Annotated in this window: 16 protein-coding genes; 3 read left to right on the plus strand and 13 right to left on the minus strand. The window is 73.1% G+C overall.

Annotation, left to right across the window (positions count from 1 at the left end; all coding sequences use genetic code 11):
- Positions 1-43: 43 nt before the first annotated feature.
- The 7 genes from ACF073_RS10320 to ACF073_RS10350 all read right to left on the minus strand — a co-directional run bounded on the left by ACF073_RS10320 (position 44) and on the right by ACF073_RS10350 (position 6,980).
- Positions 44-1,033, minus strand: coding sequence for an aldo/keto reductase (locus tag ACF073_RS10320; protein ID WP_392068276.1), 990 nt, complete (start codon positions 1,031-1,033; stop codon positions 44-46).
- Positions 1,034-1,229: 196 nt separating this feature from the next.
- Positions 1,230-2,456: a cytochrome P450 gene (locus tag ACF073_RS10325; RefSeq protein ID WP_392068278.1), complete on the minus strand. Its 1,227-nt coding sequence runs from the start codon at positions 2,454-2,456 to the stop codon at positions 1,230-1,232.
- 98 nt (positions 2,457-2,554) lie between these two features.
- A complete protein-coding gene (locus tag ACF073_RS10330) occupies positions 2,555-3,766 on the minus strand; it encodes a cytochrome P450 (RefSeq protein ID WP_392068280.1) in 1,212 nt (403 codons plus the stop codon).
- Positions 3,763-4,389 carry an ATP/GTP-binding protein gene (locus ACF073_RS10335; protein WP_392068282.1) on the minus strand — a complete coding sequence of 209 codons (627 nt, stop codon included), beginning with the start codon at positions 4,387-4,389 and terminating at the stop codon, positions 3,763-3,765. Before ACF073_RS10335 ends, ACF073_RS10330 begins: the two co-directional genes overlap by 4 nt.
- On the minus strand, positions 4,370-4,747 hold the full coding sequence (locus ACF073_RS10340) for a DUF742 domain-containing protein (RefSeq protein WP_392068284.1): 378 nt from the start codon (positions 4,745-4,747) through the stop codon (positions 4,370-4,372). Before ACF073_RS10340 ends, ACF073_RS10335 begins: the two co-directional genes overlap by 20 nt.
- Entirely contained in the window at positions 4,744-5,151 is a 408-nt protein-coding gene (locus tag ACF073_RS10345) for a roadblock/LC7 domain-containing protein (RefSeq protein WP_392068286.1), read from the minus strand. Before ACF073_RS10345 ends, ACF073_RS10340 begins: the two co-directional genes overlap by 4 nt.
- Complete coding sequence (locus tag ACF073_RS10350) at positions 5,148-6,980, minus strand: ATP-binding protein (protein WP_392068288.1); 1,833 nt, start codon at positions 6,978-6,980, stop codon at positions 5,148-5,150. The genes ACF073_RS10345 and ACF073_RS10350 overlap by 4 nt, the downstream gene beginning before the upstream one ends.
- 530 nt (positions 6,981-7,510) lie before the next feature.
- Between ACF073_RS10350 and ACF073_RS10355 the strand changes: the two genes are divergently transcribed.
- Positions 7,511-8,569, plus strand: coding sequence for a hypothetical protein (locus tag ACF073_RS10355; protein ID WP_392068290.1), 1,059 nt, complete (start codon positions 7,511-7,513; stop codon positions 8,567-8,569).
- A 451-nt stretch (positions 8,570-9,020) separates the two neighbouring features.
- On the opposite strand, the gene ACF073_RS10360 is transcribed toward ACF073_RS10355, so the two are convergent.
- Positions 9,021-10,733 carry an MFS transporter gene (locus ACF073_RS10360; RefSeq protein WP_392068291.1) on the minus strand — a complete coding sequence of 571 codons (1,713 nt, stop codon included), beginning with the start codon at positions 10,731-10,733 and terminating at the stop codon, positions 9,021-9,023.
- Between the two features lie 293 nt (positions 10,734-11,026).
- Between ACF073_RS10360 and ACF073_RS10365 the strand changes: the two genes are divergently transcribed.
- Positions 11,027-11,836 carry a TetR/AcrR family transcriptional regulator gene (locus ACF073_RS10365; protein ID WP_392068293.1) on the plus strand — a complete coding sequence of 270 codons (810 nt, stop codon included), beginning with the start codon at positions 11,027-11,029 and terminating at the stop codon, positions 11,834-11,836.
- Between the two features lie 1,087 nt (positions 11,837-12,923).
- On the plus strand, positions 12,924-16,298 hold the full coding sequence (locus tag ACF073_RS10370; RefSeq protein ID WP_392068295.1) for a pyruvate carboxylase: 3,375 nt from the start codon (positions 12,924-12,926) through the stop codon (positions 16,296-16,298).
- 631 nt (positions 16,299-16,929) lie between these two features.
- Here the strand turns inward: ACF073_RS10370 and ACF073_RS10375 are convergent.
- The 5 genes from ACF073_RS10375 to ACF073_RS10395 all read right to left on the minus strand — a co-directional run bounded on the left by ACF073_RS10375 (position 16,930) and on the right by ACF073_RS10395 (position 23,109).
- Positions 16,930-17,910, minus strand: a complete 981-nt coding sequence (locus ACF073_RS10375) for an SMP-30/gluconolactonase/LRE family protein (RefSeq protein ID WP_392068297.1) — start codon at positions 17,908-17,910, stop codon at positions 16,930-16,932.
- A 246-nt stretch (positions 17,911-18,156) separates the two neighbouring features.
- Positions 18,157-18,621, minus strand: a complete 465-nt coding sequence (locus ACF073_RS10380; RefSeq protein WP_392068299.1) for a hypothetical protein — start codon at positions 18,619-18,621, stop codon at positions 18,157-18,159.
- Positions 18,622-18,713: 92 nt separating this feature from the next.
- The gene (locus tag ACF073_RS10385) at positions 18,714-19,490 is read right to left on the minus strand and encodes a polysaccharide lyase family 7 protein (protein WP_392068300.1); all 777 of its coding nucleotides are present in this window, start codon (positions 19,488-19,490) and stop codon (positions 18,714-18,716) included.
- Positions 19,491-19,603: 113 nt separating this feature from the next.
- Positions 19,604-20,818 (minus strand): carbohydrate-binding protein, encoded by a 1,215-nt coding sequence (locus ACF073_RS10390; protein WP_392068302.1) that lies wholly within the window; start codon positions 20,816-20,818, stop codon positions 19,604-19,606.
- Between the two features lie 119 nt (positions 20,819-20,937).
- Entirely contained in the window at positions 20,938-23,109 is a 2,172-nt protein-coding gene (locus ACF073_RS10395; protein WP_392068924.1) for a TIM-barrel domain-containing protein, read from the minus strand.
- Between the last annotated feature and the right edge of the window lie 478 nt (positions 23,110-23,587).

The raw sequence follows: 23,587 nt of genomic DNA on the forward strand, positions 1-23,587 counted from the left end.
TGCCCGGCCGGGGCCCCGGGGGGCGCGGTACGGGATCCTCCGGCTAGCGGTTGACCGCCCGCATCCCCGCCTCGTCGTACCGCTCGCCCGCCGCCTCGGGCAGCTCGGCGTCGATGCGGGCCAGATCCGCCGCGGTCAGCTCGACGTCGACGGCGGCGGCGTTCTGCTCCAGGTAGGTGCGGCGCTTGGTGCCCGGGATCGGCACCAGGTGCTCCCCCTGGGCCAGCACCCAGGCGATGGCCAGCTGGGCCGGCGTCACGCCCTTCTCGGCGGCCATCTCCTTCACCTTCTCCGCCAGCTGCCGGTTCGCCCGCAGATTGGCCTCCGCGAAGCGCGGGTTGCCGCGCCGGAAGTCGTTCTCGTCCAGCTCGTCGGGCGAGCTGAACCGGCCGGCGAGGAAGCCGCGGCCGAGCGGCGAGTACGGCACGAAGCCGATGCCGAGTTCCCGGCAGGCGGGCAGCACCTCGGCCTCCACGTCCCGCGACCACAGCGAGTACTCGCTCTGCACGGCGGTGACCGGGTGGACCGCGTGGGCCCGCCGGATGGTGTCCGCGCTCGCCTCGCTCAGCCCGATGTGGCGCACCTTGCCCTCGGCGACCAGCTCGCCCAGCGCGCCGACCGTCTCCTCGATGGGCACGTCCGGGTCGACGCGGTGCTGGTAGTACAGATCGATGTAATCGGTGCCGAGACGCTCCAGCGAGCCGTGCACCGAGCTGCGGACATGCTCGGCCGAGCCGTCCTGCCTGCCGACCGTGCTCATGTCGCCGGGGACGGCGTCGTCCATCCGGTAGTTGAACTTCGTCGCGATCACATACTGGTCGCGGCGCCCGCGGATCGCCTTGCCGACCAGCGACTCGTTGGTGAGCGGGCCGTAGACCTGCGCGGTGTCGAGGAAGTCGACGCCGAGATCGAGGGCGTGCCGGATGGTCGCTATGCCCTCCTCCTCGTCGGCTGTGCCGTAGAAGGCCGACATCCCCATGCAGCCGAGGCCGATGGCCGATACCTGGAGATCCCGCAGCTTTCGCTTCTGCATCGGGGTCCTTTCCCGCGTACGCGTGCGTCGTTCCTCGGGGGCAGAAGTGCCCTCTTCCATCTAGCGACGGCTTCCGGTGCCCGGCATCCCGTGCGGGAGGCCGGGCACCGGGCCCGCGAGACGTCCGCGACGCTATGCGCTGGAGTGCGCTCCAGGTCAAGGCGCCCTCCGTGCGGCACCACGGGTGGGCGCCGAACTACGGGTTCAGCCGCACCGGCAGCTCGAACAGGTCGTTCTGCGTGACCACCGGCTTGTTGCGCAGTTCCGCGGCCGGCACCGCCAGGTCGAGGCCGGGGAAGCGGGCGTACAGCGCCGGCAGCGCGACCCCGGCCTCCAGACGGGAGAGCGCGGCACCCGGGCACACATGCGGGCCGTGGCCGAAGGAGATGTGCCGGTTCCCCGTCTCGCGGGCGATGTCGAACTCCCCGGCGGTCGGCCCGTGCGCGTTCTCGTCCCGGCCGATCGCCCCGTACGACACGATCAGCGCGTCCCCGGCCGGGATCACCTTGTCGCCGACCGGCACGTCCTCGGTCGCGAAGCGGATCAGGACGTGGGAGGTGGGGGTGGAGTAGCGCAGCGTCTCCTCGATCACCGCCGCCCAGTCGGCCTCGCCCGCCAGTACCCGGGCGCGCTGCCCGGGGTGGGCGGAGAGGTTGACGACGGCGTTGACGATCAGCGAGATGGTCGTCTCGTGGCCCGCCGCCACCATCAGCTGGAGCGTGGAGACGATCTCCGCGTCCGTGAGCCGGTCGCCGTCCTCGGAGGCGAGGAGCAGCGCGCTGGTCAGGTCGTCGCCCGGGGCGGCCCGCTTCGCGGCCACCGTCTCCGCCATGATCTCCGCCAGCTCGGTGAGCGTGGCGACGACCTCCTCGGGCGGGGTCTGCGTGGAGAAGAACTTCTCGAACAGCACCTTCAGCCGGGGTAGCCGTGCCTCCTCGATCCCCATGAGGTCGGCGATGACGTACATGGGCAGCGGGTAGGCGAAGGCCGCCTTCAGGTCGACCGGCTCGTCGCCCGTGGGCAGCGCGTCCAGCAGGTCCTGGGTGAGCTTCTCGATCCGCTCCCGCATCCGCTCCACCCGGCGCGGGGTGAGTGCCTGCGCGACCAGGGTGCGCAGCCGGCGGTGGTCGGCGCCGTCCACCGTGAGCATGGAGCGGCCGGGGTTGGCGAGGCCGATCAGCGGCCAGTCGGCGGGGATCTCGCCGCGCCGCCAGGCCCCCCACACCTCGATGTCCTTCACCAGCCGGGGGTCGGTGAGCAGCGCCTTGGCCTCGGCGTGCCGGGTGACGGCCCACACCGGGACGCCGCCCGGCAGTTCGACGGCGGCGAGCGGGCCGGCCGCGCGCAGCGCCGCGCTCTCGGCGTCCAGGTCGGTGACGAAGGGGTCGAGGGCGATGCGGGGTGCTTCGGTGCCGGTCGTCATCGTGACGTGCCTCCAGGGCGGGGGTCGGAGTGACCGCGCCTGTCCGGGGACGTCCCGGACCCCCGGCGGGCCCACGGGCCGGCCGGGGTGACGCGGGTTCAGAGGGCGGGTACGGGAGTGAACCGGACGGGCAGCCGGGTCAGTCCGCGCAGCCACGGCGAGGGCCGGCGGGTGAGCGACCCGGCCGGCTCGGCCAGATCGATGTCCGGCAGCCGGTCGAGCACCACCTCGATACCGGTCCGCGCGATCACCTCGGCGATCTCCTGCGCCGGGAACGGGCAGCGGTGCTCGCCGTGGCCGAAGGAGAAGTGCGCGCTGTTGCCGCCGGTGAGCGCGGAGGCGTCGGTCCGCACCTGCGGATCGGAGTTGGCCCCCTGGAGCCCGAGCAGCAGCAGATCACCGGCGCGGACGCGGCGCCCGCCGAGATGCGTGTCCCGGGCGGCCCAGCGGCCCGCCACGTTCTGCGTCGGCGTGTCCTCCCACAGCACCTCGTTCATCGCCTCGGCGACGCTGTTGCGGCCACCGAACAGGGAGGCGGCGAACCGGTCGTCGGTCAGCATCAGCCGCAGCGAGTTGCCGATCCAGTCGGCGGTCGGCTGGTGCCCGGCCGCCAGCATCACCATCAGGTCCTGCGCGATCTCCTCGTCGCCGAACCCGCTGTCGTCGGCGAGCATCCGGGAGACCACGTCATCCGCGGGCTCCTTCTTCCGGTCGGCGAGCAACCGCACCATGGAACCGGCCAGATGGGCCTGCCCGGCCAGCGCCCGCTCCCGGCCGTCGATCATGTCGTTCAGGGCGGTGACCAGGCCCGGACCGTCCTCGTCCGGGAAGCCGTACAGCCGGGCCAGGACCCGTACCGGCAACAGCATCGCGTACTGGGCGATCAGATCGGCCTCGCCCGAAGCGCACAACGCGTCGATCAGCTCGTCCGCGAACCGCTCGGCGTGCCGCCGCAGTTCGTACGGGTCCACCGCCTCCAGAGCGTTGCTGACCATCGCCGCGCGCTGCCGGTGCCGTTCGCCGACCGTGTAGAGGATCGACGGCTGCCTGCGTCCGATCATCGGCAGCAGCGGCCAGTCGGCCGGGATGTTCTCCCACTGGTTCCACAGCTCCGAGTCCCGGCTGAACAGCACGGGATCACCGGTCACCTGGTGCAGTTCCCGGTAGCCCAGCACCAGCCAGGCCGGGACGCCGCCGTCGAGCAGCACCGGCACCACGGCGCCGTGGTCGCGCCGCATCTCCCGGTACAGCCGGGCGGGTTCGGTCTGGAACCGGGCGCCGCTGAGCGGGACGGCGTCGGGGGTGGTCACACGAACTCCTGTCGGTCCAGGCCGATCTGCGCGGACGGCGCGGCGTAGCGGTTCTTCACGTGCTGCACCAGCGTGATCAGGACCCGCTTGCCCGACTCCCGGGAGCGGGCGTCGCAGTCGATCAGCGGCACATGCGGATCCAGATCGAGGGCCTCGCGGACGTCCGCGCCGGCCCGGACCGGGCCGCCGAAGTCGTTGCAGGCCACGATGAACGGCGTGCCGTGGTGCTCCAGGCGGTCGATGGCGTACCAGGAGTCGTCGATCCGCCGGGTGTCGACCAGGACGACCGCGCCGAGCGTGCCGGAGAACAGCCGGTCCCACAGGAACCAGAACCGCTCCTGGCCGGGTGCGCCGAACAGGTACAGCACGTTGTGCGCGTCCAGGGAGATCCGGCCGAAGTCGAAGGCGACCGTGGTGGCGGACTTGCCGCGCACCTGGCCGATGTCGTCGAGCGTCGCACCGGCCTGCGTCATCGTCTCCTCCGTGTTGAGGGGACGGATCTCGCTGACCGAGCGGACCAGCGTGGTCTTGCCGACGCCGAAGCCGCCCACGACCACGATCTTGAACCCTTGGTCGGCGGAGGCACCCAAGGGGGTGCGCGCGTCAGAGGTTGCGGAGTCCAACGAGCACCTGCTCCAGGATGTCGGGGTCGGTAATGGCGGGCCTGCGCGGATGGCGGGCGCTGACGCGGCCGGCCGCGAGCAGGTCGCACAGCAGCACCTTGGTGATGCCGACGGGCAGCCGCAGCTCGGCGGCGATCTCCGCCACCGAGGCGGGGAACCGGGTCAGTTCGAGGATCGCCACGTGCTCCGACTGCATGCCGGCCGCCGGCTCCGACTCGGCGACCACGAGGGTGACCAGGTCGAAGGGGTTGTCCGGGTCCGTCCGGCTGCGTCCCTGGGTGATGGTGTACAGCCGGTCGGGGGCGTCGTCCCGGCCCGGCCGGTGCCCGTCCGGCCGGTCCGTGCCCGGTCGGCTCATGACGTGCGGGGCGGCGCGGTCAGGTGCTCGCCGAGCTGCTCCACGAGTTCGGTCATACGGTGGCCGACGACGCCCGCGTCCGCGTCCTCGGTGGTGATCACGGCGAGATGGGCGCCGGCGCCCGCCTCCACGATGAAGAGCACACCGCCGTAGAACTCGGTCATCGCCGAGCGCGTCCCGCCGCTGCCGTCGCCGAACTCCACGGAGGCCCCGTGCGACAGCGACTGGATGCCGGCCGCGATCGCGGCCAGCTGGTCGGCCTGGTCGACGCTCAGCTCCGGGGTACGGCACAGCTTCAGCCCGTCCCGGGACAGCACGAGCGCGTGCCGGGCACCCGGGGTCCTCTCCAGCAGGCCCTCCAGGAGCCAGGTGAGCTTGTCGTCGGCGGTGGTCGGGCCGGTCATGAAGTGGTGTCGCCTTCCGGGTGCGTGTGCGTCTGCGTGTGCGGCTGAGAGGGGGCGGGGGAGCTGTGCTCGCCGGTCCCGTGCGCGAAGTGCCCGGCCGGCCGTCCGTCCGGCGCGGTGCTCGACGGGGCGACGGCGGCGGGGCCCCCGGGCGCGGTGTGCCGCGGGATCCCGGAGACCTCTTCGTCCGGCGCCTGTGCGTGCGGAGCGGAGGGCGTGCGGTCGTCCCGGACGGCGTCCCCGGAGGGTACGGCGGTCCGGTCGTCCGGTGCCGGCGCGTGCGCGGCGTCCGGCGTGGGGCCGTCCTGGGCCGGACCCGGGCCCGGTGCCGTGCTGTCGCGGTCCTGGCCGGTGGCGTCCGGTGCGGTGGCCTGCCCGGAACCGTCCCGCGGGGGAGCGGGCCGCCGGGTGGCCGGTGCGGACGGCCGCACCGCCTGGCGGAAGCTGCTGAAGCGGGCCGCGCGGGCCTTGCCCTCGTCGCCGGCCGACGCGGTGCCGGCACCGGCGCCGGGCGCGGAGCGACCGCGTTCGGCCTGGGCGAGCGTACGGCCCCGGCGCCGCTTGGGCAGCCCGGCCGGGCCCTCCTGGGGCGGTGCCGCCGACTCGTGCGCCGAGGCGGCGTCCACGGCGGCCGGTGCCTGCGGCGACGGCCCGCTGTCCGGGCGCGGGGTCCCGGCGGCGGGCGAGGCCGGCGCGGGACTGGTGAGGATGTCCTGCGGGACGAGCATCAGCACACCCGTGCCGCCGCGCGCCGACGGCCGGAACGACACCTTGAGCCCGTGCTTGCGGGCCAGCCGGCCGACCACCGCGAGTCCGAGCCGGGTGCCGGTCAGACCGCCCAGCCCGGAGACGTCACCGGAGACCGCCCGCTCGGCGCGGCGCAGCTGCACCTCGCCCATCACCAGACCGCTGTCCTCCACCGAGACGATGATCCCGGCCGGCACCTCCTCCACGTAGACGTGGACCTCGGCGGTCGGCGGCGAGAAGTTCGCCGCGTTGTCGAGGAGTTCGGCGAGCGCGTGCATCACGCCTTCGGCGGCGTGCCCGGCGACGGCGGTCTCGCTGAGCGAGTGCGTCCGCACCCGCCGGTAGCCGGCGATCCTGCCCAGCGCCCCGCGCAGGATCGACTCCATCGCGATCGGCCGCGCCCACCGGCGGCCCGAACGCGCCCCGGTGAGCACGGCGATGGAGTCGGCGAGCCGGCCGGCCTGGGCGGTGCGGTGGTCGAGATGGAGCAGATCGGCGAGGACGTCCTCGTCCGTGTGCCGGTCCTCCATCGCCCGCAGGTCGGCGAGCGTGGCCGTGGCGAGGGCCTGCATCCGGGCGGCGGCGTTGGAGGTCGCGGAGAGCGCGGCGGTCCGCTCCCGCCGGGCCCGCTCCCACTCCTGCGAAAGCCGGGCGTTCTCCGTCCGCAGCCGCTCCAGCTCCCGCGTGCCCTCCTGCTCGAACCGGGCCCGTTCGGTCGCGAGCGACTCGGTGAACTCCGCGCGCTGCCGGGCGAGTTCGTCGATGAGCCGCTGCTGCTCCTGGCGCGCTTCCTCGGTCGTACGGGCCTGCTGCTGGAGCAGCCGCCCGAGGTCCTGGGTGACGGCGTCCAGTCGGTGCCGGGCGCCGCGCGCCGTCCGCCGTGCCTGCGCGGCGACGGCCACCGCCGCGCTGAGCAGGACCGCCGCCGCGGCCCCGCTCAGGGCGAGCGGGGTACGCGCCGAGCCGGGCGCCACCGCCACGGCCGCGCAGACCGCGAGCGCCGACAGCACACCGGTCACGGCGAGGGCGGAGGCGAACGTACGGAGGGAAGTTCGGTCGCCGGGGTGCGTGGGCGCGGTCATCGGTCCGGTCCGGTCCTTGCGGCAGAGACGGGGTGGCGGGGGTGGGCGGGAACGTTCGGGTGGTGAGACGTGACCCTGGGTGGTGAACTGGCGGTCACTATACGCACGTTCGTGATCGAAACAGAAAGGTTCCGTGCTACTTCCCGTAAGGGGCTACGCATACCCGGGTGTTGGCCGCGAACCGGATGAGACGGGTGTTCCGGGCGGGCGGGTTGGGGCCCACGGCCCCGGCGGGTCTGAGCCGGAGGACGGCCCCCCGCACTCGCGGGCCGCCTCAAGGCCCCTGATTTCCGCGCCCCCCGGGCCTGTGGGCCTTCGCACACCGGCGCACATCTCCGGCGGATCTTGACGCCTGCCTCCCGGCTCGCTGAACTGTCCCCGACCGTGGGCCGCGCCCCGTACATCTATACGATGGCGCCTGAAACGGACGGATGACGGACAAACGCCTCGCACGGACTGACCACCGGGAGCGCGGCGAAGGGGGCGACGTGCGTGACGGGGGAGCCCGAGGCGACGGACTGCCGTGTCTCATGACCGCTGACGGGTACACCGGGCGGTTCCGCACATCGCTCGTGCGGTTCGCCCGGTTCGCCGGACGCACCCTGCTGGGCGAATGGCACGCCATCGTCGTCGACCCCGTGCGGGCACTCGTGCGGCGCGGCCTCTCCGGGCTGCTGCTGGCGTTCGTCGCCGCCTTCGGTGTCGTCTTCTTCCACGACATCGCCCAGCACCCCACCGGAGAGCTCTGGGTGCGGCGGCTCGGCGGCGTCCAGGCGGACCTGCCGCTGTGGCTGGCCCTGCTGCGCACCCCCGTGTCGCTGTACGTCCCGGCGCTCGACCTGCCGGTGTGGGCGGGCATCACCCAGCTGTTCCTCGCCTTCGCCCTCGCCGAACTGGCCCTGGGCCGGGCCCGGACCCTGGCGATCGCCTACGTCACCACCCTGGCCGGCACCTTCACCGCCCGGCTGATGATCGCGGTGGGGCCCGGCTGGTGGGGATTCGGGCTGCCGCCCGAGACCGGGCAGGTGCTCGACACCGGGCCCTCGGCGGCCGTGGTGGGCCTGTTCACCTATCTTTCGGTGATCCGCCGCGCGCCCGTGGTGTTCACGCTGACCGGCGGCTCGATGGTGTGGGAGTCCGTCGCCGTACCCAACCTGGCCGGGCGCGAGCATCTGATCGCCGTCGCCGCGGCGATCGTCCTCGGCCTCCTGCACGGCCGCCGGCAGCACGTCCGCGCCGTCGTGAGCTCCCTGCCGGCCGCCCTGCTCCCCCGGAGCGCACCCCCGGCTCCGGTGCCGGCGCCCGGGCGGTCTTCTGTCGCCGATGCGCCCGCGGCCGCACGCGTCTCGCCGGCTCCCGGTCCCTCCCGGACCCTGGCGGCCGCCGCGCCCGCGCCCGCGCGGACCGCCACCTCGGTGGGTGCCGTGCCGCCCCGGGTGCCCCCGCAGGCCGGCGCCGGCCGTGCCGAGCCCTGCGGGTCCTGGCCCGCGGCTCCGTTCCGCGAACGACAGGGGGTGTCGCGGACGCCCCCGGCTCCACCGCCGACCGTGCGGGACGAGGCGAGGAAGGAGCCGAGCGGGCCGGCCTGATCGGCGCACCCGTGGCGCGGCGGCCCGGTCGGCCTGACGACCCCTCACTCCGACGGCACGGGGGAGGACATGGGCGTCGGGACGCGACGCGGGAGAACGGGAGCGCCCGGGTTCGCGGACCGGTGGAGTGCGTCGCTGGTGTCTGCGGGCCGGTGGTGTGCGTGCACCGGTGGAGTGCGTCGCTGGTGTGCGTGGACCGCGCGGGGGTGCCCAGGGGCCCCGGAGTGCGAGCGTCCCCGGAGCCGTGCGCCCTCGAACAGCGCGCCGGTGCCCGCGAGGGGCGCGGTGGTCCCGTTCGTGGCGGGCCACGGGGCGGACCCCGCGCGGACGCGGAAGCGGGCCGGGCCCCTTCCCTCGGGGGCCCGGCCCGTCGTCGGCTGCCGCTGTCGTGCCCGGGGCTCGGTGCCCGGTGCTCAATGCCCGGCTCAGCGTCCGGCTCAGCGTCCGGTGCTCAGTGTCCGGGCGCTTCCTCGGGGCGGGCGTGGCGCGGCAGCAGGAACGCGAGGAGGAAGGTGAGGGCGAGCATGCCTTCGACGATCCACAGCACCGTCTGCATGACGGAGCCGAAGCCGCTGCGGAAGGCCGAGGAGGCGGTGGCCTCCAGCACGGCGGGCACCCGGGCCCCGGCCTCGGGCGAGGTCACCGCCGACCGGGTGTCCTTCTCCAGGCGGGCGCACGAGGCCGGGGTCTCCGCCGGGTCCTTGGCGACGGCGCGGTCCGAGGCGCACATGCGCAGGTCCGCGACGACACGGTCCTGGGCGGCGGGTGCGACGTGTGCTGCGGTGAGCCGGTCCCGCAGGCCGTCGGAGCGGTGGTCGACGGCGGTGGCGATACCGCCGCCCAGCAGGCCGAAGAACACGGTGCCGAGGACGGCCACGCCGAAGGCGCCGCCGAGCTGCTGCACGGCGGTCATCGTGCCGGACGCCGAGCCCGTCTCGTGCTGTTCCACGCTGGCCAGCACGATGTCGAAGAACGGCGCCATGAGCAGGCCCATGCCGATGCCCGTGACGAGCAGCGCCGGCAGGAGCTGCCAGGGGCCGACGTCGCTGCCGACCCTGTCGAGGGTGAGCCACACGCCGAACACGCCGAGCGCCATGACCAGTGCGCCGGCCTGGAGCACCGTCCGGCCGTACCGGGCGACCGCCTGGGCGAGCCCGAAGCCGACGATCATGCCTCCCGACCAGGGCACCATCACCAGACCCGCCTTGAGCGGCGAGTAGCCGAGACCGATCTGGGTGTACAGGTTGAAGACCAGCATGAAGCCCTGCATGGCCGAGAAGAAGACGAGCCCGAGGGCCATGCCGCCGCTGAACCCGCGCTTGCGGAACAGGGTGGGGACGACCAGGGGATCCCGGCCGGCCTTGCTGCGGCGCGACTCGTACACGCCGAAGGCGGCGAAGACGGCCAGCGAGGCGGCCATCATCAGGAACGTCCACAGCGGCCAGTCGTACTCGCGGCCCTGGACCAGCGGGAAGATGATGAGCATGGCCGCGAGCGAGACCAGGACCATGCCGGGGATGTCGAGTCGGGGCTTGCTCCCGGACCGCCCCTTCGGCAGGTAGCGCACGGCGCCGAGCAGGGCGGCGGCACCCAGCGGCAGGTTGATCAGGAAGATCATCCGCCAGCCGGTGCCGAAGTAGTCGGCGTCCACGAGCCAGCCGGCGAGGATGGGGCCGCACACCGCGGACAGGCCCATGACCGGGCCGAAGAGCCCGAAGGCCTTCTGTGATTCCTTCGGCGGGAACATCTCCTTGATCATGCCGAGGCCCTGCGGCAGCATCACCGCGCCGAACAGGCCCTGCACGACGCGCGCCCCGATCAGCATCGCGGGGCTGACGGATATCGCGCACAGCAGCGAACCCGCGGTGAAACCGGCCGCTCCCACCAGGAACATACGGCGTCGGCCGTGGATGTCCCCGAGGCGGCCGCCGGTGACGAGCCCGACGGCCATCGAGAGGGTGTACGCGGCGGCGAGCCATTGCAGGGTGGAGGCACCGCCGCCGAGGTCGGCCCGCATGGAGGGGCCGGCGATGTTCGTGACGACCGCGTCGAGGAGATCCATCACCTCGGCCGCGAGGATCACGAAGAGCGCGATCCAGCGCCACCGATAGGGCGCGGGCGCGTCGGTGGGCGTCTCGGCGGACGCGACACCGGTCGTGGACATCGGAACTCCTCGCTGGAAGGGCCGCGCCGACGTGGAGGTCCGCGGGCGCGGTGGAAAAGGACGGGGATGTACGGAAGGGGCGTGACCGCCCGGGGCTCGCCAGGTGCGGTCCCGGGATCCGGGCGATCGAGGCGAGAACAGTGTTCAGCCTAACAGAACACTGCTCACCAAGTGAACGTTGTTCATTACGATATAGCGCAATGCGGCGCCGTGACAAGATATATCGCGTCCCCATGCGGTGAACGCCGCTCGCTGAAGGAGAACAGTGTTCTCCGCGCACCTAGACTGTCCCCATGACCGATGAGGCCGCCGGCACCCCCGCACCTGTTCCGCCTTCCCCGTGGGACCGGGAGCGGCCCCCGCGCGCCCGCGTCGCCTCCCGTGCCCCGCTGTCCCGTGAACGGGTCGTGGAGGCGGCGTTCACCGTGCTGGACCGGCAGGGGCTGGACGGGCTGTCGATGCGACAGGTGGCCGCCGAGCTGGGAGTCACGGTCTCCGCCCTCTACGCCCACGTCAGTTCCAAGGACGACCTGCTGGAGCTGATGTACCACCGGCTCTTCGACGGTTTCGTGATGCCCGAGCCGGACGGCGCGCACTGGCAGGAGCAGCTGCGGGACTTCGCCCGCTCGGTACGGCAGCGGCTGCTGTCGCACCGGGACATGGCCAGGATCTCGATGGCTCACGTCCCCTTCACCGCAGAGCTGTTGCCGCACGTCGAGGGGCTGCTCGGGGTCTTCCGCACCGCCGGGCTGCCCGACCGCATCGCGGCGGAGGCGGGCGATCTCATCTCCACCTACATCGACGGGTTCGTGCAGGAGGAGGGCATGTGGGCGGACCGAGCCGCCCGGCAGGGCGGTGACACCTCCTCCCTGGCCCGTCCCGACTGGAGGGAGATGGCCGAGGAGATGCAGAACTACTTCGTCAGCCTGCCGGCGGAGGACTTTCCCCATCTGCGCGCCCTGGGCGGTCTGATGGTGACGGACTCCTCCGACGAGCGGTTCGACATCGGCCTGGAGATCATCCTGCGTGGCCTTGCGAGTTATCTGCCCTCCCCGGAGCCCGGCACGCGTCCCGGCGGTGACCAAGCTCCGGACGGTGCCTGAGCAGCCGCGTCAGGGCCCTTGAGAGCCGGGCTCGCGGCACCCCAAGGTGCCGCGAGCGACGAGCCGAGGCCGGCTCCCGCTGGCCCCCGCCCCGGCCGCGCCGGTGCCATGCCGCGCCGACACCGGTCCCGCGCCGTATCCGACTCCGTGTTGCCGCCGTCCCGACCGACGACCCGAGGCCGGCTCCCGCTGCCCCCCGCCCCGGCCGCGCCGGTGCCATGCCGTCCTGGCACCGGGCCCGCACCGGCACCGAGTCCGTGCCGCCAGCCGCTCCCTGCCGGAGCCGCCTCCTGCCGGAGCCACCCCGCGCCGGAGCCTGCCCCGGCCTCGTCCTCGCCCCGCGAGCAACCGCCCCCCAGCATGCGGCGCAACCGCCCCCGACACCCCGCGGCGCAACCGCCCCCGACACCCCGCGGCGCGACCGCCCCCGACACCCCGCGGCGCGACCGCCCCCGACACCCCGCGGCGCGACCGCCCCCGACACCCCGCGGCGCAACCGCCCCCGACACCCCGCGGCGCGACCGCCCCCGACACCCCGCGGCGCAACCGCCCCCGACACCCCGCGGCGCGACCGCCCCAGGCGCCCCGCGGCCGGAACGCGTCACCGCCCGCCCCAGGCACCCCGCGGCCTGACCGCCCCCCATCCTCCCCGCAGCCTGTGCCCCCAGCCTCCGCGCAGCCTGCCCCCAGCCTCCCCGCCCCCGCCCCGTTGGACGCGGACGCCGTACCCGCCACGAGCCCGCGTCGTCGGCTTCGCCGTCCGGATTCCGGCGGACGGGGCCGCCTTGAGCCAGCCCGGTGTCGGCCGGCGGGCGAGGCGCCTGGCGCCGCCGCCCTGACAGGGCGACAGCCGCCCCGGTGCGCGGTGCCGCGTCCGACGCCAACCGCCGTCCGCCCCCGCGCGATGGCGGCGACAACGGCTCCCGGCCGCCGCGACGGCGTGCCCCTGTGGCGTCGCCCACCTCGTCAATGTGATGGTTTTCGCACATCAACCCGTGCGGGCACCCCCTAAGGTGGCCGCGAGTACGGCAGGGCGTGGCTGACACCAGGGTGTTCGTCGCCGGCAGGCAGCTGAAGGGAATCCAGGATGTTCCGCAAGGTGCTGGTCGCCAACCGTGGAGAGATCGCGATCCGCGCGTTCCGGGCGGGCTATGAACTAGGCGCCCGCACGGTCGCCGTGTTTCCGCACGAGGACCGCAACTCGCTGCACCGGCTGAAGGCCGACGAGGCCTACGAGATCGGGGAACCGGGTCACCCGGTGCGGGCCTACCTCTCCGTGGAGGAGATCGTGGCCGCCGCCCGCCGGGCCGGCGCCGACGCCGTCTACCCGGGGTACGGCTTCCTCTCCGAGAACCCCGAACTGGCCCGCGCCTGCGAGGAGGCGGGCATCACCTTCGTCGGACCCAGCACCGCCACCCTGGAGCTGACCGGCAACAAGGCCCGCGCGGTCGCCGCCGCCCGTGCCGCCGGCGTACCCGTCCTCGGCTCCTGCGCGCCCTCCACCGACGTGGACGAACTGGTGCGTGCCGCCGAGGAGATCGGCTACCCCGTCTTCGTCAAGGCGGTCGCGGGCGGCGGCGGGCGCGGTATGCGCCGCGTGGAGGAACCGGACCAGCTGCGCGAGTCCATCGAGGCCGCCTCCCGCGAGGCCGCCTCCGCGTTCGGCGACCCGACCGTCTTCCTGGAGAAGGCCGTCGTGGAGCCCCGCCACATCGAGGTGCAGATCCTCGCCGACGGCGAGGGCAACGTCATCCACCTCTTCGAGCGCGACTGCTCGCTCCAGCGCCGCCACCAGAAGGTCATCGAGCTGGCGCCCGCGCCCAACCTCGACCCGGAGCTGCGCGACCGGATCTGCGCCGACGCCGTCCGCTTCGCCCGCGAGATCGGCTACCGCAACGCCGGCACGGTCGAGTTCCTGCTCGACCGCTCGGGCAACCACGTGTTCATCGAGATGAACCCGCGCATCCAGGTCGAGCACACCGTGACCGAGGAGGTCACCGACGTCGACCTGGTCCAGGCCCAGCTCCGGATCGCCTCCGGCGAGACCCTCGCCGACCTCGGCCTCTCCCAGGACACCGTCACCCTGCGCGGCGCCGCCCTCCAGTGCCGTATCACCACCGAGGACCCCGCCAACGGCTTCCGCCCGGACACCGGCCGGATCAGCGCCTACCGCTCGCCGGGCGGCTCCGGCATCCGCCTCGACGGCGGTACCACCCACGCCGGTACGGAGATCAGCGCGCACTTCGACTCCATGCTGGTCAAGCTGACCTGCCGGGGCCGTGACTTCCACGCCGCGATCGGCCGGGCCCGGCGCGCGGTCGCCGAGTTCCGCATCCGCGGAGTGGCCACCAACATCCCGTTCCTGCAGGCGGTCCTGGACGACCCCGACTTCCAGGCGGGCCGGATCACCACCTCCTTCATCGAGCAGCGCCCGCACCTGCTCACCGCCCGCCACTCCGCCGACCGCGGCACCAAGCTGCTCACCTACCTCGCCGACACCACCGTCAACAAGCCGCACGGCGAACGGCCCGATCTGCTCGACCCGCTGACCAAGCTGCCGCCGCTGCCCGCGGGCGAGCCGCCCGCCGGATCCCGGCAACTCCTCGTGGACCTCGGACCCGAGGGCTTCGCCCGGCGGCTGCGCGAGTCGCCGACCATCGGCGTCACCGACACCACCTTCCGCGACGCCCACCAGTCCCTGCTCGCCACCCGGGTGCGCACCAAGGACCTGCTCGCCGTCGCCCCCGCCGTCGCCCGCACCCTCCCGCAGCTGCTCTCCCTGGAGTGCTGGGGCGGCGCCACCTACGACGTCGCGCTGCGCTTCCTCGCCGAGGACCCGTGGGAGCGGCTCGCCGCCCTGCGCGAGGCGGTACCGAACATCTGCCTCCAGATGCTGCTGCGCGGCCGCAACACCGTCGGCTACACCCCGTACCCGACCGAGGTGACCGACGCCTTCGTGCAGGAGGCCGCCGCCACCGGCATCGACATCTTCCGCATCTTCGACGCCCTCAACGACGTCGGCCAGATGCGCCCCGCCATCGACGCCGTACGGGAGACCGGCACGGCCGTCGCCGAGGTCGCCCTCTGCTACACCGCCGACCTCGGCGACCCGGCCGAGCGGCTCTACACCCTCGACTACTACCTGCGCCTGGCCGAGCAGATCGTGGCGGCCGGCGCCCATGTCCTCGCCATCAAGGACATGGCCGGCCTGCTGCGCGCCCCGGCCGCCGCCAAGCTCGTCTCGGCGCTGCGCCGCGAATTCGACCTGCCGGTCCACCTGCACACGCACGACACCGCGGGCGGCCAGCTCGCCACCTACCTCGCGGCGATCCAGGCGGGCGCCGACGCGGTCGACGGCGCGGTGGCCTCCATGGCCGGTACGACCTCCCAGCCGTCGCTGTCCGCGATCGTCGCCGCCACCGACCACTCCGACCGGCCCACCGGCCTCGACCTCCAGGCGGTCGGCGACCTGGAGCCGTACTGGGAGGGCGTCCGGAAGGTCTACGCCCCGTTCGAGGCGGGCCTCGCCTCGCCGACCGGGCGCGTCTACCACCACGAGATCCCCGGCGGCCAGCTCTCCAACCTGCGCACCCAGGCCGTCGCCCTCGGCCTCGGCGACCGCTTCGAGGACATCGAGGCGATGTACGCCGCCGCCGACCGCATCCTCGGCCGGCTCGTCAAGGTCACCCCGTCCTCCAAGGTGGTCGGCGACCTGGCCCTGCACCTGGTCGGCGCCGGCGTCTCCCCGGACGCCTTCGAGGCGACCCCCGACAAGTTCGACATCCCCGACTCGGTGATCGGATTCCTGCGCGGCGAACTGGGCACCCCGCCCGGCGGCTGGCCCGAGCCGTTCCGCACCAAGGCGCTCCAGGGCCGGGCCGCCGCCAAGCCCGTGCCCGAGCTGGCCGCCGAGGACCGCGAGGGGCTGCAGAAGGACCGCAGGGCCACCCTCAACCGGCTGCTGTTCCCCGGCCCGACCCGGGAATTCGACACACACCGGCAGAGCTTCGGCGACACCAGCGTGCTGGACAGCAAGGCGTTCTTCTACGGCCTGCGCCCGGGCAAGGAGTACGCCGTCGACCTGGACCCGGGTGTCCGGCTGCTGATCGAGCTGCAGGCGATCGGCGAGGCCGACGAGCGCGGTATGCGCACCGTGATGTCGACGCTCAACGGCCAGCTGCGGCCCATCCAGGTCCGTGACCGGGGAGCCGCCTCCGACGTCCCGGTGACGGAGAAGGCCGACCGTGCCGATCCGGGCCATGTGGCGGCGCCCTTCGCCGGTGTGGTCACCCTGGCGGTCACCGAGGGCGACGAGGTCGCGGCCGGTGCCACGGTCGCCACCATCGAGGCGATGAAGATGGAGGCGACCATCACCGCCCCGAAGGCGGGCCGTGTCTCCCGGCTGGCCATCAACCGCATCCAGCAGGTGGAGGGCGGCGATCTGCTGGTGGAGCTGGCCTGACGGCCGCCCCGCCCGCTCCGCCTCGAACAGCCGCGTCAGGTCGTCCTCGTAGGCTGCCATGAGGCGGGGGCCGAGCTGCTGTACCGCTGTCGCGCGCAACGCCTCGTGCGCGAAGCGGAACCGCGGCTCGGCCGCCTTCGCGTCCTCGCGCACGGCGAGGAGGCGCCCGACACCGCCCCTGAGCATCGTCTCCGGCTGATAGGGCGGCTGGTCCGTCAGCAGCGCCAGCTCCGACCTGGTCAGCCCCTCGGAGCCGGCCGCGATCAGGCCGATCAGGTCCTGCCCGGCCGTGCCCGCCGTCGGGCAGCGGCGTACGGCGGCCGGAGACGAGCACCCGCAGGCCCTCGTCCGGACGCCGCGGCAGCAGCGGGCGATGCTGGGCGTGCCCGTCCGCGGCCCACGTCGCCGGACGGGGCTTCGGACAGCAGGCGCACCTCGGTGCGTTCGAAGGGACCCGCGGACGGGTCCGTGAGCGCGTCGCGCAACGGCATCCCGTCCGCCTTCGGGCCCTGCGGCTCCGGCAGGGCGCCCGGATCCCCAGGAACCGTGAGTCGCACACGATCAAGGCCCGGTACCTGCGGGGCGGCGGGCCGCCCGCCCGCGCGGGCGCGGGCGGGCTCGCGGGCCGTGGCTAGCCGCGGCTGATGAAGTGGCGCAGGCGGGCGAGGACGAGGTTCGGGTCGCGCTGGGTGGACAGGGCGGCGCTGGGCACGTACACGGTCCGGCCGCGGACGGCCACGGCGGTCGGATGGGACAGGCCGTCCGCCTCGGTGAGCACGGTCGTGACGGTGCCGTCCGCGCGCACCAGGACCACCCTGCTGCCGGAGTTCAGCGCGGCCAGCACGCTTCTGCCGTGCCCGGGGAAGGCGAAGTCGTCGACGCCGTCGAGCCCGTTCGCCCGGGTCTCCGCCGGCCCGGCGGAGCCGTCCTGGAGGACGGGGATGCGCAGCAGCGTGCCCCGGTCGGTGTTGGACACCCATACGGCGTCCCGGCGGAGCTTGATGCCGTTGGCGCCGAAGCCGTAGGCCGGGGGTGCCGGGAGCGGAGCCAGCGCCGCGCCCGTCGCCCAGACCGCGGCCGTGCCGCCCGCCCGCGGGACGCGCCAGACCGTACCGCGTACCGAGTCGGCGACGTACAGCATGCCCCGGGCCTCGTCCAGCGCCAGTCCGTTGGGCAGTCCGTCGGCCGGGAGCGCGGCGATCTGCTCCGGTGCGCCGCCGTCGGGGGGCAGGCGCCAGACGCCGGTCGCGCTGGTGCCGGTGGCGTAGTTGACGTACAGCGTGCCGTCGTGGGCGCGGGCGATGCCGGTGACGGCGGCGCTCGTCACGATCGGGGTGGCCGGGTGCGCCACGGCGGGCAGGGTCGCGCGGATGCTGGTGGCGCCGTCGGCGGTGACGTGCGCGACCTGCCGGGCGAGGGCGAAGGTCAGGTCGGCGGAGCCGTCGCCGTCGAGCGCGATGTTCTCGGGCGTCTGTCCGGCGGCCAGGTCGAAGTGGGCGCTGACGCGGGCCTCGGTGACCAGCGGCTCGTCACTGGTCGCGGGCGCGGCGGCGAGCAGACCGAGCGCGAGCGCGGCCGTGGCGGCGGCGGTCAGACGGGGGAATCGGGGCATGTGACCTCTTCTCGGTCGGCGCGCGAGGCGCGCGCCGGCGTGGGGGGCCACACCAAGATGACGCCGGACGGGCCACCGGTGGCGGGAGCCGGGGCCGCGGGTTCGCCCGCGCGGACCACCGGCACGCACCGTACGAGGCACGCCGGGGTGACGCCGCGCCGTGCCGCGCGCGGTCGACGCGCCGTGGACGCGCCGACCGCGCCGGTGCGGCCGAGGTGTGCGGCCGTGCCGGCGCGGTCCGGTCGGTCAGTCCCAGAGCGTGTAGTTCATGACCTGCTGGTAGCCCTCAGGACGGGAGTCCGGGTAGGTGAGGCTCAGCCGGCTGAAGCGCTGGAACTCCGGATGCTTCTTCCAGGTCTTCCGCCCTTCGAGCCGGACGGTCACCGGGTACGCGCGGAAGGTGCCGGCCGCGCAGTACGGCTTGCAGTCGTTGACCAGGTTCACACCTACGGCGGTGGCCCCGTCCGGACTCCACTTGTCCCAGTGGAGTCCGGTGAGGCGGCTGTTGCCGTCGCCGCAGGCCAGCAGGAAGTCGTCGGGGCGGACCGTGCGATGCCACAGGCAGTCGACGAGGACGGACTGCCCCGCGGTGGTGGTCCCGGGCGGTGCCGAGGCGTTGGCCGGGGGGCTGGCCGTGGCCGTGGTCATGGCGGCTGTCAGCAGGGCTCCCGCCGTGAGCGTGGCCGCCGTTCCCCGCAGTGTTCCGCGCATGGTCGCTCCCACCCGTCGTGCCGTGTCCGACCGTGCCCTCGACGCTACGACCGTCCCGCCGTTCGCACCACTCGCGCAGGTCGCGGCGCGTGTCAGCCGTGCGAGACGGTCAGCCCGTAGAAGGCCACGCGGGCGCCGTTGGTGGTGCTGTCCGAGGAGGACTGGTTGTAGGAGCCGGCCTTGAAGTACTGCTTGTACGGCTTGAACGACGACGGTATGGCGTAATGGGTGGTGGTGCCGTTCACGGTCAGGTCGATGGTGTTGCCGCCGGACACGGCGATGGTGTAGCTCCAGGTCTTGCCGAGGGAGACATGGCCGACGGGGTGCTGGGTCTGGCCGCCGGCCGGCGAGTCCTCGGTGCCGAGCACGATGTCCCCGTTCGCGCGGTAGTACAGCTCCACCAGCGGCTTGGTGGAGGAACCGCCGGAGCCGAGGTGGATCTGGCCGACGCAGACGTTCTTGGTCACGGACACCACGCGCAGGGTCGCGCTCAGCCGGTGACTGCCGCTCAGCGACCAGTCGGCGGCGGAGCCGTTTCGGTTCATCTCGCGCAGCTCGGAGCGGGCGTAGTTCGAGTTCGGCGTGGTCACGCCCTTCTCGGGCGCCCAGAACGTCATCGCTCCGTCGCGGGTGTCGGTGTAGAAGTACGCGTCCTGGTAGCCGTTCGCGCCCTGGAGCCGCGAGGACGGGATGGTGGTGGGGCTGCCGGGGGAGCCGACCGGCTCCTGGAGCTGCCAGACGGACAGGTCGAAGTTGCCGCCCGGGGCGACGTGCGGGTCGGCGGCGTCAGCGCCGCCCGTGGCGAGGACGGTGACGGCGAGTACGAGGCCCGCGGTGGTGGCCGCCGTGAGAAGTCGTGAGCGAGTCATGTGGGGGGTCCCTTCGTCAGACCAGGATGCGTTCAGCATGATGAACGCTGAACGCATCCGTGGTCGCCGGTGACCCGAGAAGCTAAAGGTCTGAACCTGACACGTCAAGAGGTTCAGCAGGCGCCCTCGTCCTGCCACGGTCCCCACTGCGAGGCGCCGGGCGCCTCGTTCTGGGTCCACCACTTGGCCTTCCAGTTGTGCTGCTGGTACGAGACCTCGTTGCCGGCCGTGTACACCGCCGTCCCGCTCCAGGCCGCCTTGCAGGCGCCCGGCGTCGGCGTGGGGGTCGGCGTCGGGGTGGGCGTGGTGGTCGGCGGGGTGACCCCGGCGAACTTCACCGAGTACGCGGCGAAGTCCCAGGAGTTCTGGGTCACGCTGGAGCAGGTGCCGGACGTGCGGCCGCCGTTGTCGGCCGGGGTGCACTGCCGGTCGCGGTTCAGTGACCAGAACGTGAACCGGTCCATGTTGTGGCTCGTGGCGTAGTCGAGCACGGTCTGGAAGTCGGCCTGGGAGAAGTACTCGCCGGTGTCGCTGCGGCCGTTCATGCCGGAGAAGCCCTCGTGGGCGTAGGCCGTCGCCTGGTCCCAGCCGAAGGTGGACTGGAGGATCGTGTTGAAGTTGGTGAGCGCGGCGGTCTGCGAGGCCGCCCCGTTGAAGCCGCCGTCGAACGGCATGATGGAGAAGTTGTTCGGCGTGAACCCCTGCGACTTCGCCTCCAGCAGCATCTGCTTGCCGAACCAGCCGGTGCCGTCCGCCGTGCCGGCGGTGGTCACGGAGACGTAGAGGCCCGGGTTGTTCTGCTGGAGGATCTTCGCGGCGCCGATCTCGTTCCTGATGGCCGCCGTGTTCTCGTACTCCGGCTCCTCCAGGTCGAAGTCGATGGCGTGCAGCCCGTACTTGGTGATGACCTGCTGGTAGGCCGCCGCCGTGGACGCCGGGTCCGCGCAGGCCTGGCCGAGCTTGGTGCCGCCGTAGCCGCCGATGGAGACCGAGACGTCGCCGCCCTTGGCGCGGATGGTGTCGATCACCGACCGCACGGCCGTGTCCGAGGAGACCGGCGCGGTACCGCCCCAGGTCGGCGAGCAGCCGCCGCCGTCGGGTGCGAGGACGAACGCCAGCTGGAACGCCTTCAGGCCGGTGGCGTCCATGATGGCGGACGGGTTCGGCGGGTCGTTGTCCAGCGGCATCAGATAGGGGGCGGCGGCGTACCAGCGGTTGCTGAGCGCGGTGGTCGCGCCCGAGGCGCTGCCGGCGACGAGCGCCGTGGTGCCGGCGGCGGCGAGGCTGACGGCCGCGGCCGCGCCCAGACATGCCCGAAGACGTCTCATACGTGCCTCCAGAGGGTGGGACCCCGGAACGGGGAGCCCCACCCTCTGCGAGCTGTTGAGGTCACGTCAATGAGTTGGACTAGACCAACTCACTCTTTGGACTAGACCATACGCTCTCTTTACCTCTCGCCGACCAGCCGCACCGTGAACTCTCGGTCCAGCGGCCGGGCCGGGGTGGTGACGGTCGTGACCCGGGTGTCCGCGTCGTACGACCAGGCGGAGGCGGGCAGTTGGCGCCCGCCCAGCAGGACCCGCGCGGGTGCCGGACCGCCGTGCACGGTGAACCGGTACGACCGCGCGTCCACCTTGCCCGCGTAGTCGCCCTTGCTCGCGCCGACCGTCACGGTCGTGGTCCTGCCGTCCCGGCGCAGCGCCACCCGCTGGGTCGCCGCGGCGCCCTTGGTGAAGTCGCGCGTCACGCCGTCGTCCTCGTACAGGGTGTAGTGGCTGCTGCCGCGCGCCGCCGGGTACAGGTCCCAGTCCAGCTCGTGCCGGTCGCGGCTCTTCCAACTCGTCGTCCCCTTGGGCCACATGGGGACGATCGCGCCCTCGCGCACGAACAGCGGCAGGGTGTCCAGCGGGGCGTGATAGCCGTCGAGCGTGGTCGGGCCCCGGTAGGTGCGGCCGGTCCAATAGTCCGTCCAGGTGCCCTTCGGCAGGTAGATGCCGTCGCGCGTGTCGGAGTCCTCGTACACCGGCGCGACGAGGAAGTCGGGGCCGGAGAGGAACTCGTACTTCGCCTGCGCGCCCAGGGTGGCCGGGTCGTCCGGGTACTCCAGCCACAGCGGACGCACCGCGCCCACCCCCGTCTTCGCCGCCTGCGCGGACAGCGTGTACATGTACGGCAGCAGCCGTTCCTTCAGCTGGAGGTACTTGCGGTTGACGGAGGTGTACGGCTCGCCGTCGAGCCACGGCTGCTGGTCGGCGGGCTTGCCCGTGGTGAGGTCGCTGGCCCAGCCGTCCATGGTCATGACGGCCGGAAGGAACGCCTTCCACTGGAGGTCGCGGGCGTACATCTCGGCGTCGTGGCGGTAGATGCTGCCGATGTCACCGGTGTTGTACGCGATACCGGACATCGTCGCCCCGGCGTACGTCGGGATCTGCCAGCGGATGTAGTCCCACGACAGTTTCTGGTCGCCGCTCCACAGCACCCCGCAGCGCTGGGCGCCCGCCCAGGACACCGGCAGCCAGACGAAGCCGCGCGCGTCGCTGTTGTCCTCGATCCCCTTCTTCGCCGCGTCGCACGCGTCCAGCGCGAACTTGTAGCCGTTGCCGACCCAGGCCACGTCCAGCTTGGCCACCCGCTGGCCCGCCTTGACCTGGTCGGCCAGCTTGTCGATGCCGTCCTGGGTCCACAGGCCGAGCTGGGCGTCGTGGTCCTGGAGGCCCTTCGCGGTCTGCTCCAGGTTCTCGTACCCGCAGCCGTAGCCGTCGTTGACCAGCATCCAGCCGAGCGGCATCTGGTGCTGGGTGTAGCCGTCGGCGATCTTCAGCGCGTCCAGGGTGTGCCGCTCGCCCCGGTTGGCGTTGTGCAGATAGCAGTCCGAGTCGCCCGGTTCGAGTCCGTACACCGGCGGCATGAACGGCTTGCCCACCAGCTGGGTGTACGCGCCGATGACCCGCTTGGCGTCACCGAGGAAGTAGTAGGCGTCGAGGCGCCGTTCCTGCTGCCCGGTCGTCACCGGCGAGCCGAAGGTGTACACGCCCGGCGCGAAGGTGTTGCGGAAGACGCCGTAGCCCGCGCTGGAGAGGTAGAACGGCTGGGAGTTGTTGTAGCCGCCCTCGTCCCAGTCGAAGCTGTTGGCGACGTACATCGTCTGCCCGCGGTGCGAGAAGCTGCCGTTCTGCTCGCCGCCGCCGAAGAACTGCTCGCCGGCTCCGCGCTGAAGGCTCTGCCGCATCCCGCCGGTGGACCAGCGAAGCGGCTTGTCCTCCTGCCAGATCCGGGTGCGGTTGTCCGGCTTGTACAGCCCGAACCGCAGCGGCTTCTTGTACACGCGCAGCACGGCCTGGGGGGAGCGGATGCCGTAGTAGGCGCCCGCGTCGAAGGACGTGGTGTGCCGCTGGAGCGCGGGCCGCTCGCGCACGATGGCCGTGCCCGCCGGATCGCTCAGCCTGCCCGACGGGTCCGCCTGGAGCCGGAGCCGGCCGCCCGTCAGGAAGTCGGCGCGGGCCGTGAGCGCGCCCGCCCCGATGGTGTAGCTGCCGTCGCGGCCCGAGAAGGACGTGAGATCACCGGCGTCCGTGGTCGCGGGCAGATAGGCGGTGCCGGTGAAGGAGTTGTCGTGCACGTCGTAGGGCACCACGAGCACGTGGTACGTGCCCGAGGCCCGCGGGATCACCGTGGCCTCGGGGTCGGCGGTGCCCGCGCTGGACGCCACCTGCTTGCCGTGGTCGTCGTAGACGTACAGGTCGAAGTCGTCCGAGGGGTGCTCCCAGGTGATCGACAGCGGGATGCCGCCCTCGGGGTTGTCGTCCCAGTAGCCGGCCGGCACGGAGACGGTCAGGTCGAAGCGGTCGCAGACCTTGTTGTCGGGGTCGGCGTCGGCGGCGGGGCACTTCTCGGGGCCGGTGCCGGTGCCCTCGGCGTAGCGCGGGCTCTGCCAGCTGACGCTGCTGTGGTCGGGGTCGAGTACGGCGCCGGACGCGGTGGCGGCGGCCTCGGCCGGGGCGGTGAGCGCCGTCCCGGCCAGGATGCCCGCCAGCCCCAGCGGTATCCAGGCCGGCCACGGCACACGGCGGCGCAGTCTTCGTGGTCTTTGCACGGCG

It is taken from the genome of Streptomyces sp. NPDC015171 (assembly GCF_043079545.1).
Classification (GTDB): Bacteria; Actinomycetota; Actinomycetes; order Streptomycetales; family Streptomycetaceae; genus Streptomyces.

Excerpts from the sequence above, each read along its gene's own strand:
- ACF073_RS10320 (WP_392068276.1), bottom strand. The coding sequence starts at position 1,033 with ATGCAGAAGCGAAAGCTGCGGGATCTCCAGGTATCGGCCATCGGCCTC.
- ACF073_RS10385 (WP_392068300.1), bottom strand. The coding sequence starts at position 19,490 with ATGACTCGCTCACGACTTCTCACGGCGGCCACCACCGCGGGCCTCGTA.
- ACF073_RS10365 (WP_392068293.1), top strand. The coding sequence starts at position 11,027 with ATGACCGATGAGGCCGCCGGCACCCCCGCACCTGTTCCGCCTTCCCCG.
- ACF073_RS10375 (WP_392068297.1), bottom strand. The coding sequence starts at position 17,910 with ATGCCCCGATTCCCCCGTCTGACCGCCGCCGCCACGGCCGCGCTCGCG.
- ACF073_RS10390 (WP_392068302.1), bottom strand. The coding sequence starts at position 20,818 with ATGAGACGTCTTCGGGCATGTCTGGGCGCGGCCGCGGCCGTCAGCCTC.
- ACF073_RS10380 (WP_392068299.1), bottom strand. The coding sequence starts at position 18,621 with ATGCGCGGAACACTGCGGGGAACGGCGGCCACGCTCACGGCGGGAGCC.
- ACF073_RS10350 (WP_392068288.1), bottom strand. The coding sequence starts at position 6,980 with ATGACCGCGCCCACGCACCCCGGCGACCGAACTTCCCTCCGTACGTTC.
- ACF073_RS10325 (WP_392068278.1), bottom strand. The coding sequence starts at position 2,456 with ATGACGACCGGCACCGAAGCACCCCGCATCGCCCTCGACCCCTTCGTC.
- ACF073_RS10370 (WP_392068295.1), top strand. The coding sequence starts at position 12,924 with ATGTTCCGCAAGGTGCTGGTCGCCAACCGTGGAGAGATCGCGATCCGC.
- ACF073_RS10360 (WP_392068291.1), bottom strand. The coding sequence starts at position 10,733 with ATGTCCACGACCGGTGTCGCGTCCGCCGAGACGCCCACCGACGCGCCC.
- ACF073_RS10340 (WP_392068284.1), bottom strand. The coding sequence starts at position 4,747 with ATGAGCCGACCGGGCACGGACCGGCCGGACGGGCACCGGCCGGGCCGG.
- ACF073_RS10355 (WP_392068290.1), top strand. The coding sequence starts at position 7,511 with ATGACCGCTGACGGGTACACCGGGCGGTTCCGCACATCGCTCGTGCGG.
- ACF073_RS10345 (WP_392068286.1), bottom strand. The coding sequence starts at position 5,151 with ATGACCGGCCCGACCACCGCCGACGACAAGCTCACCTGGCTCCTGGAG.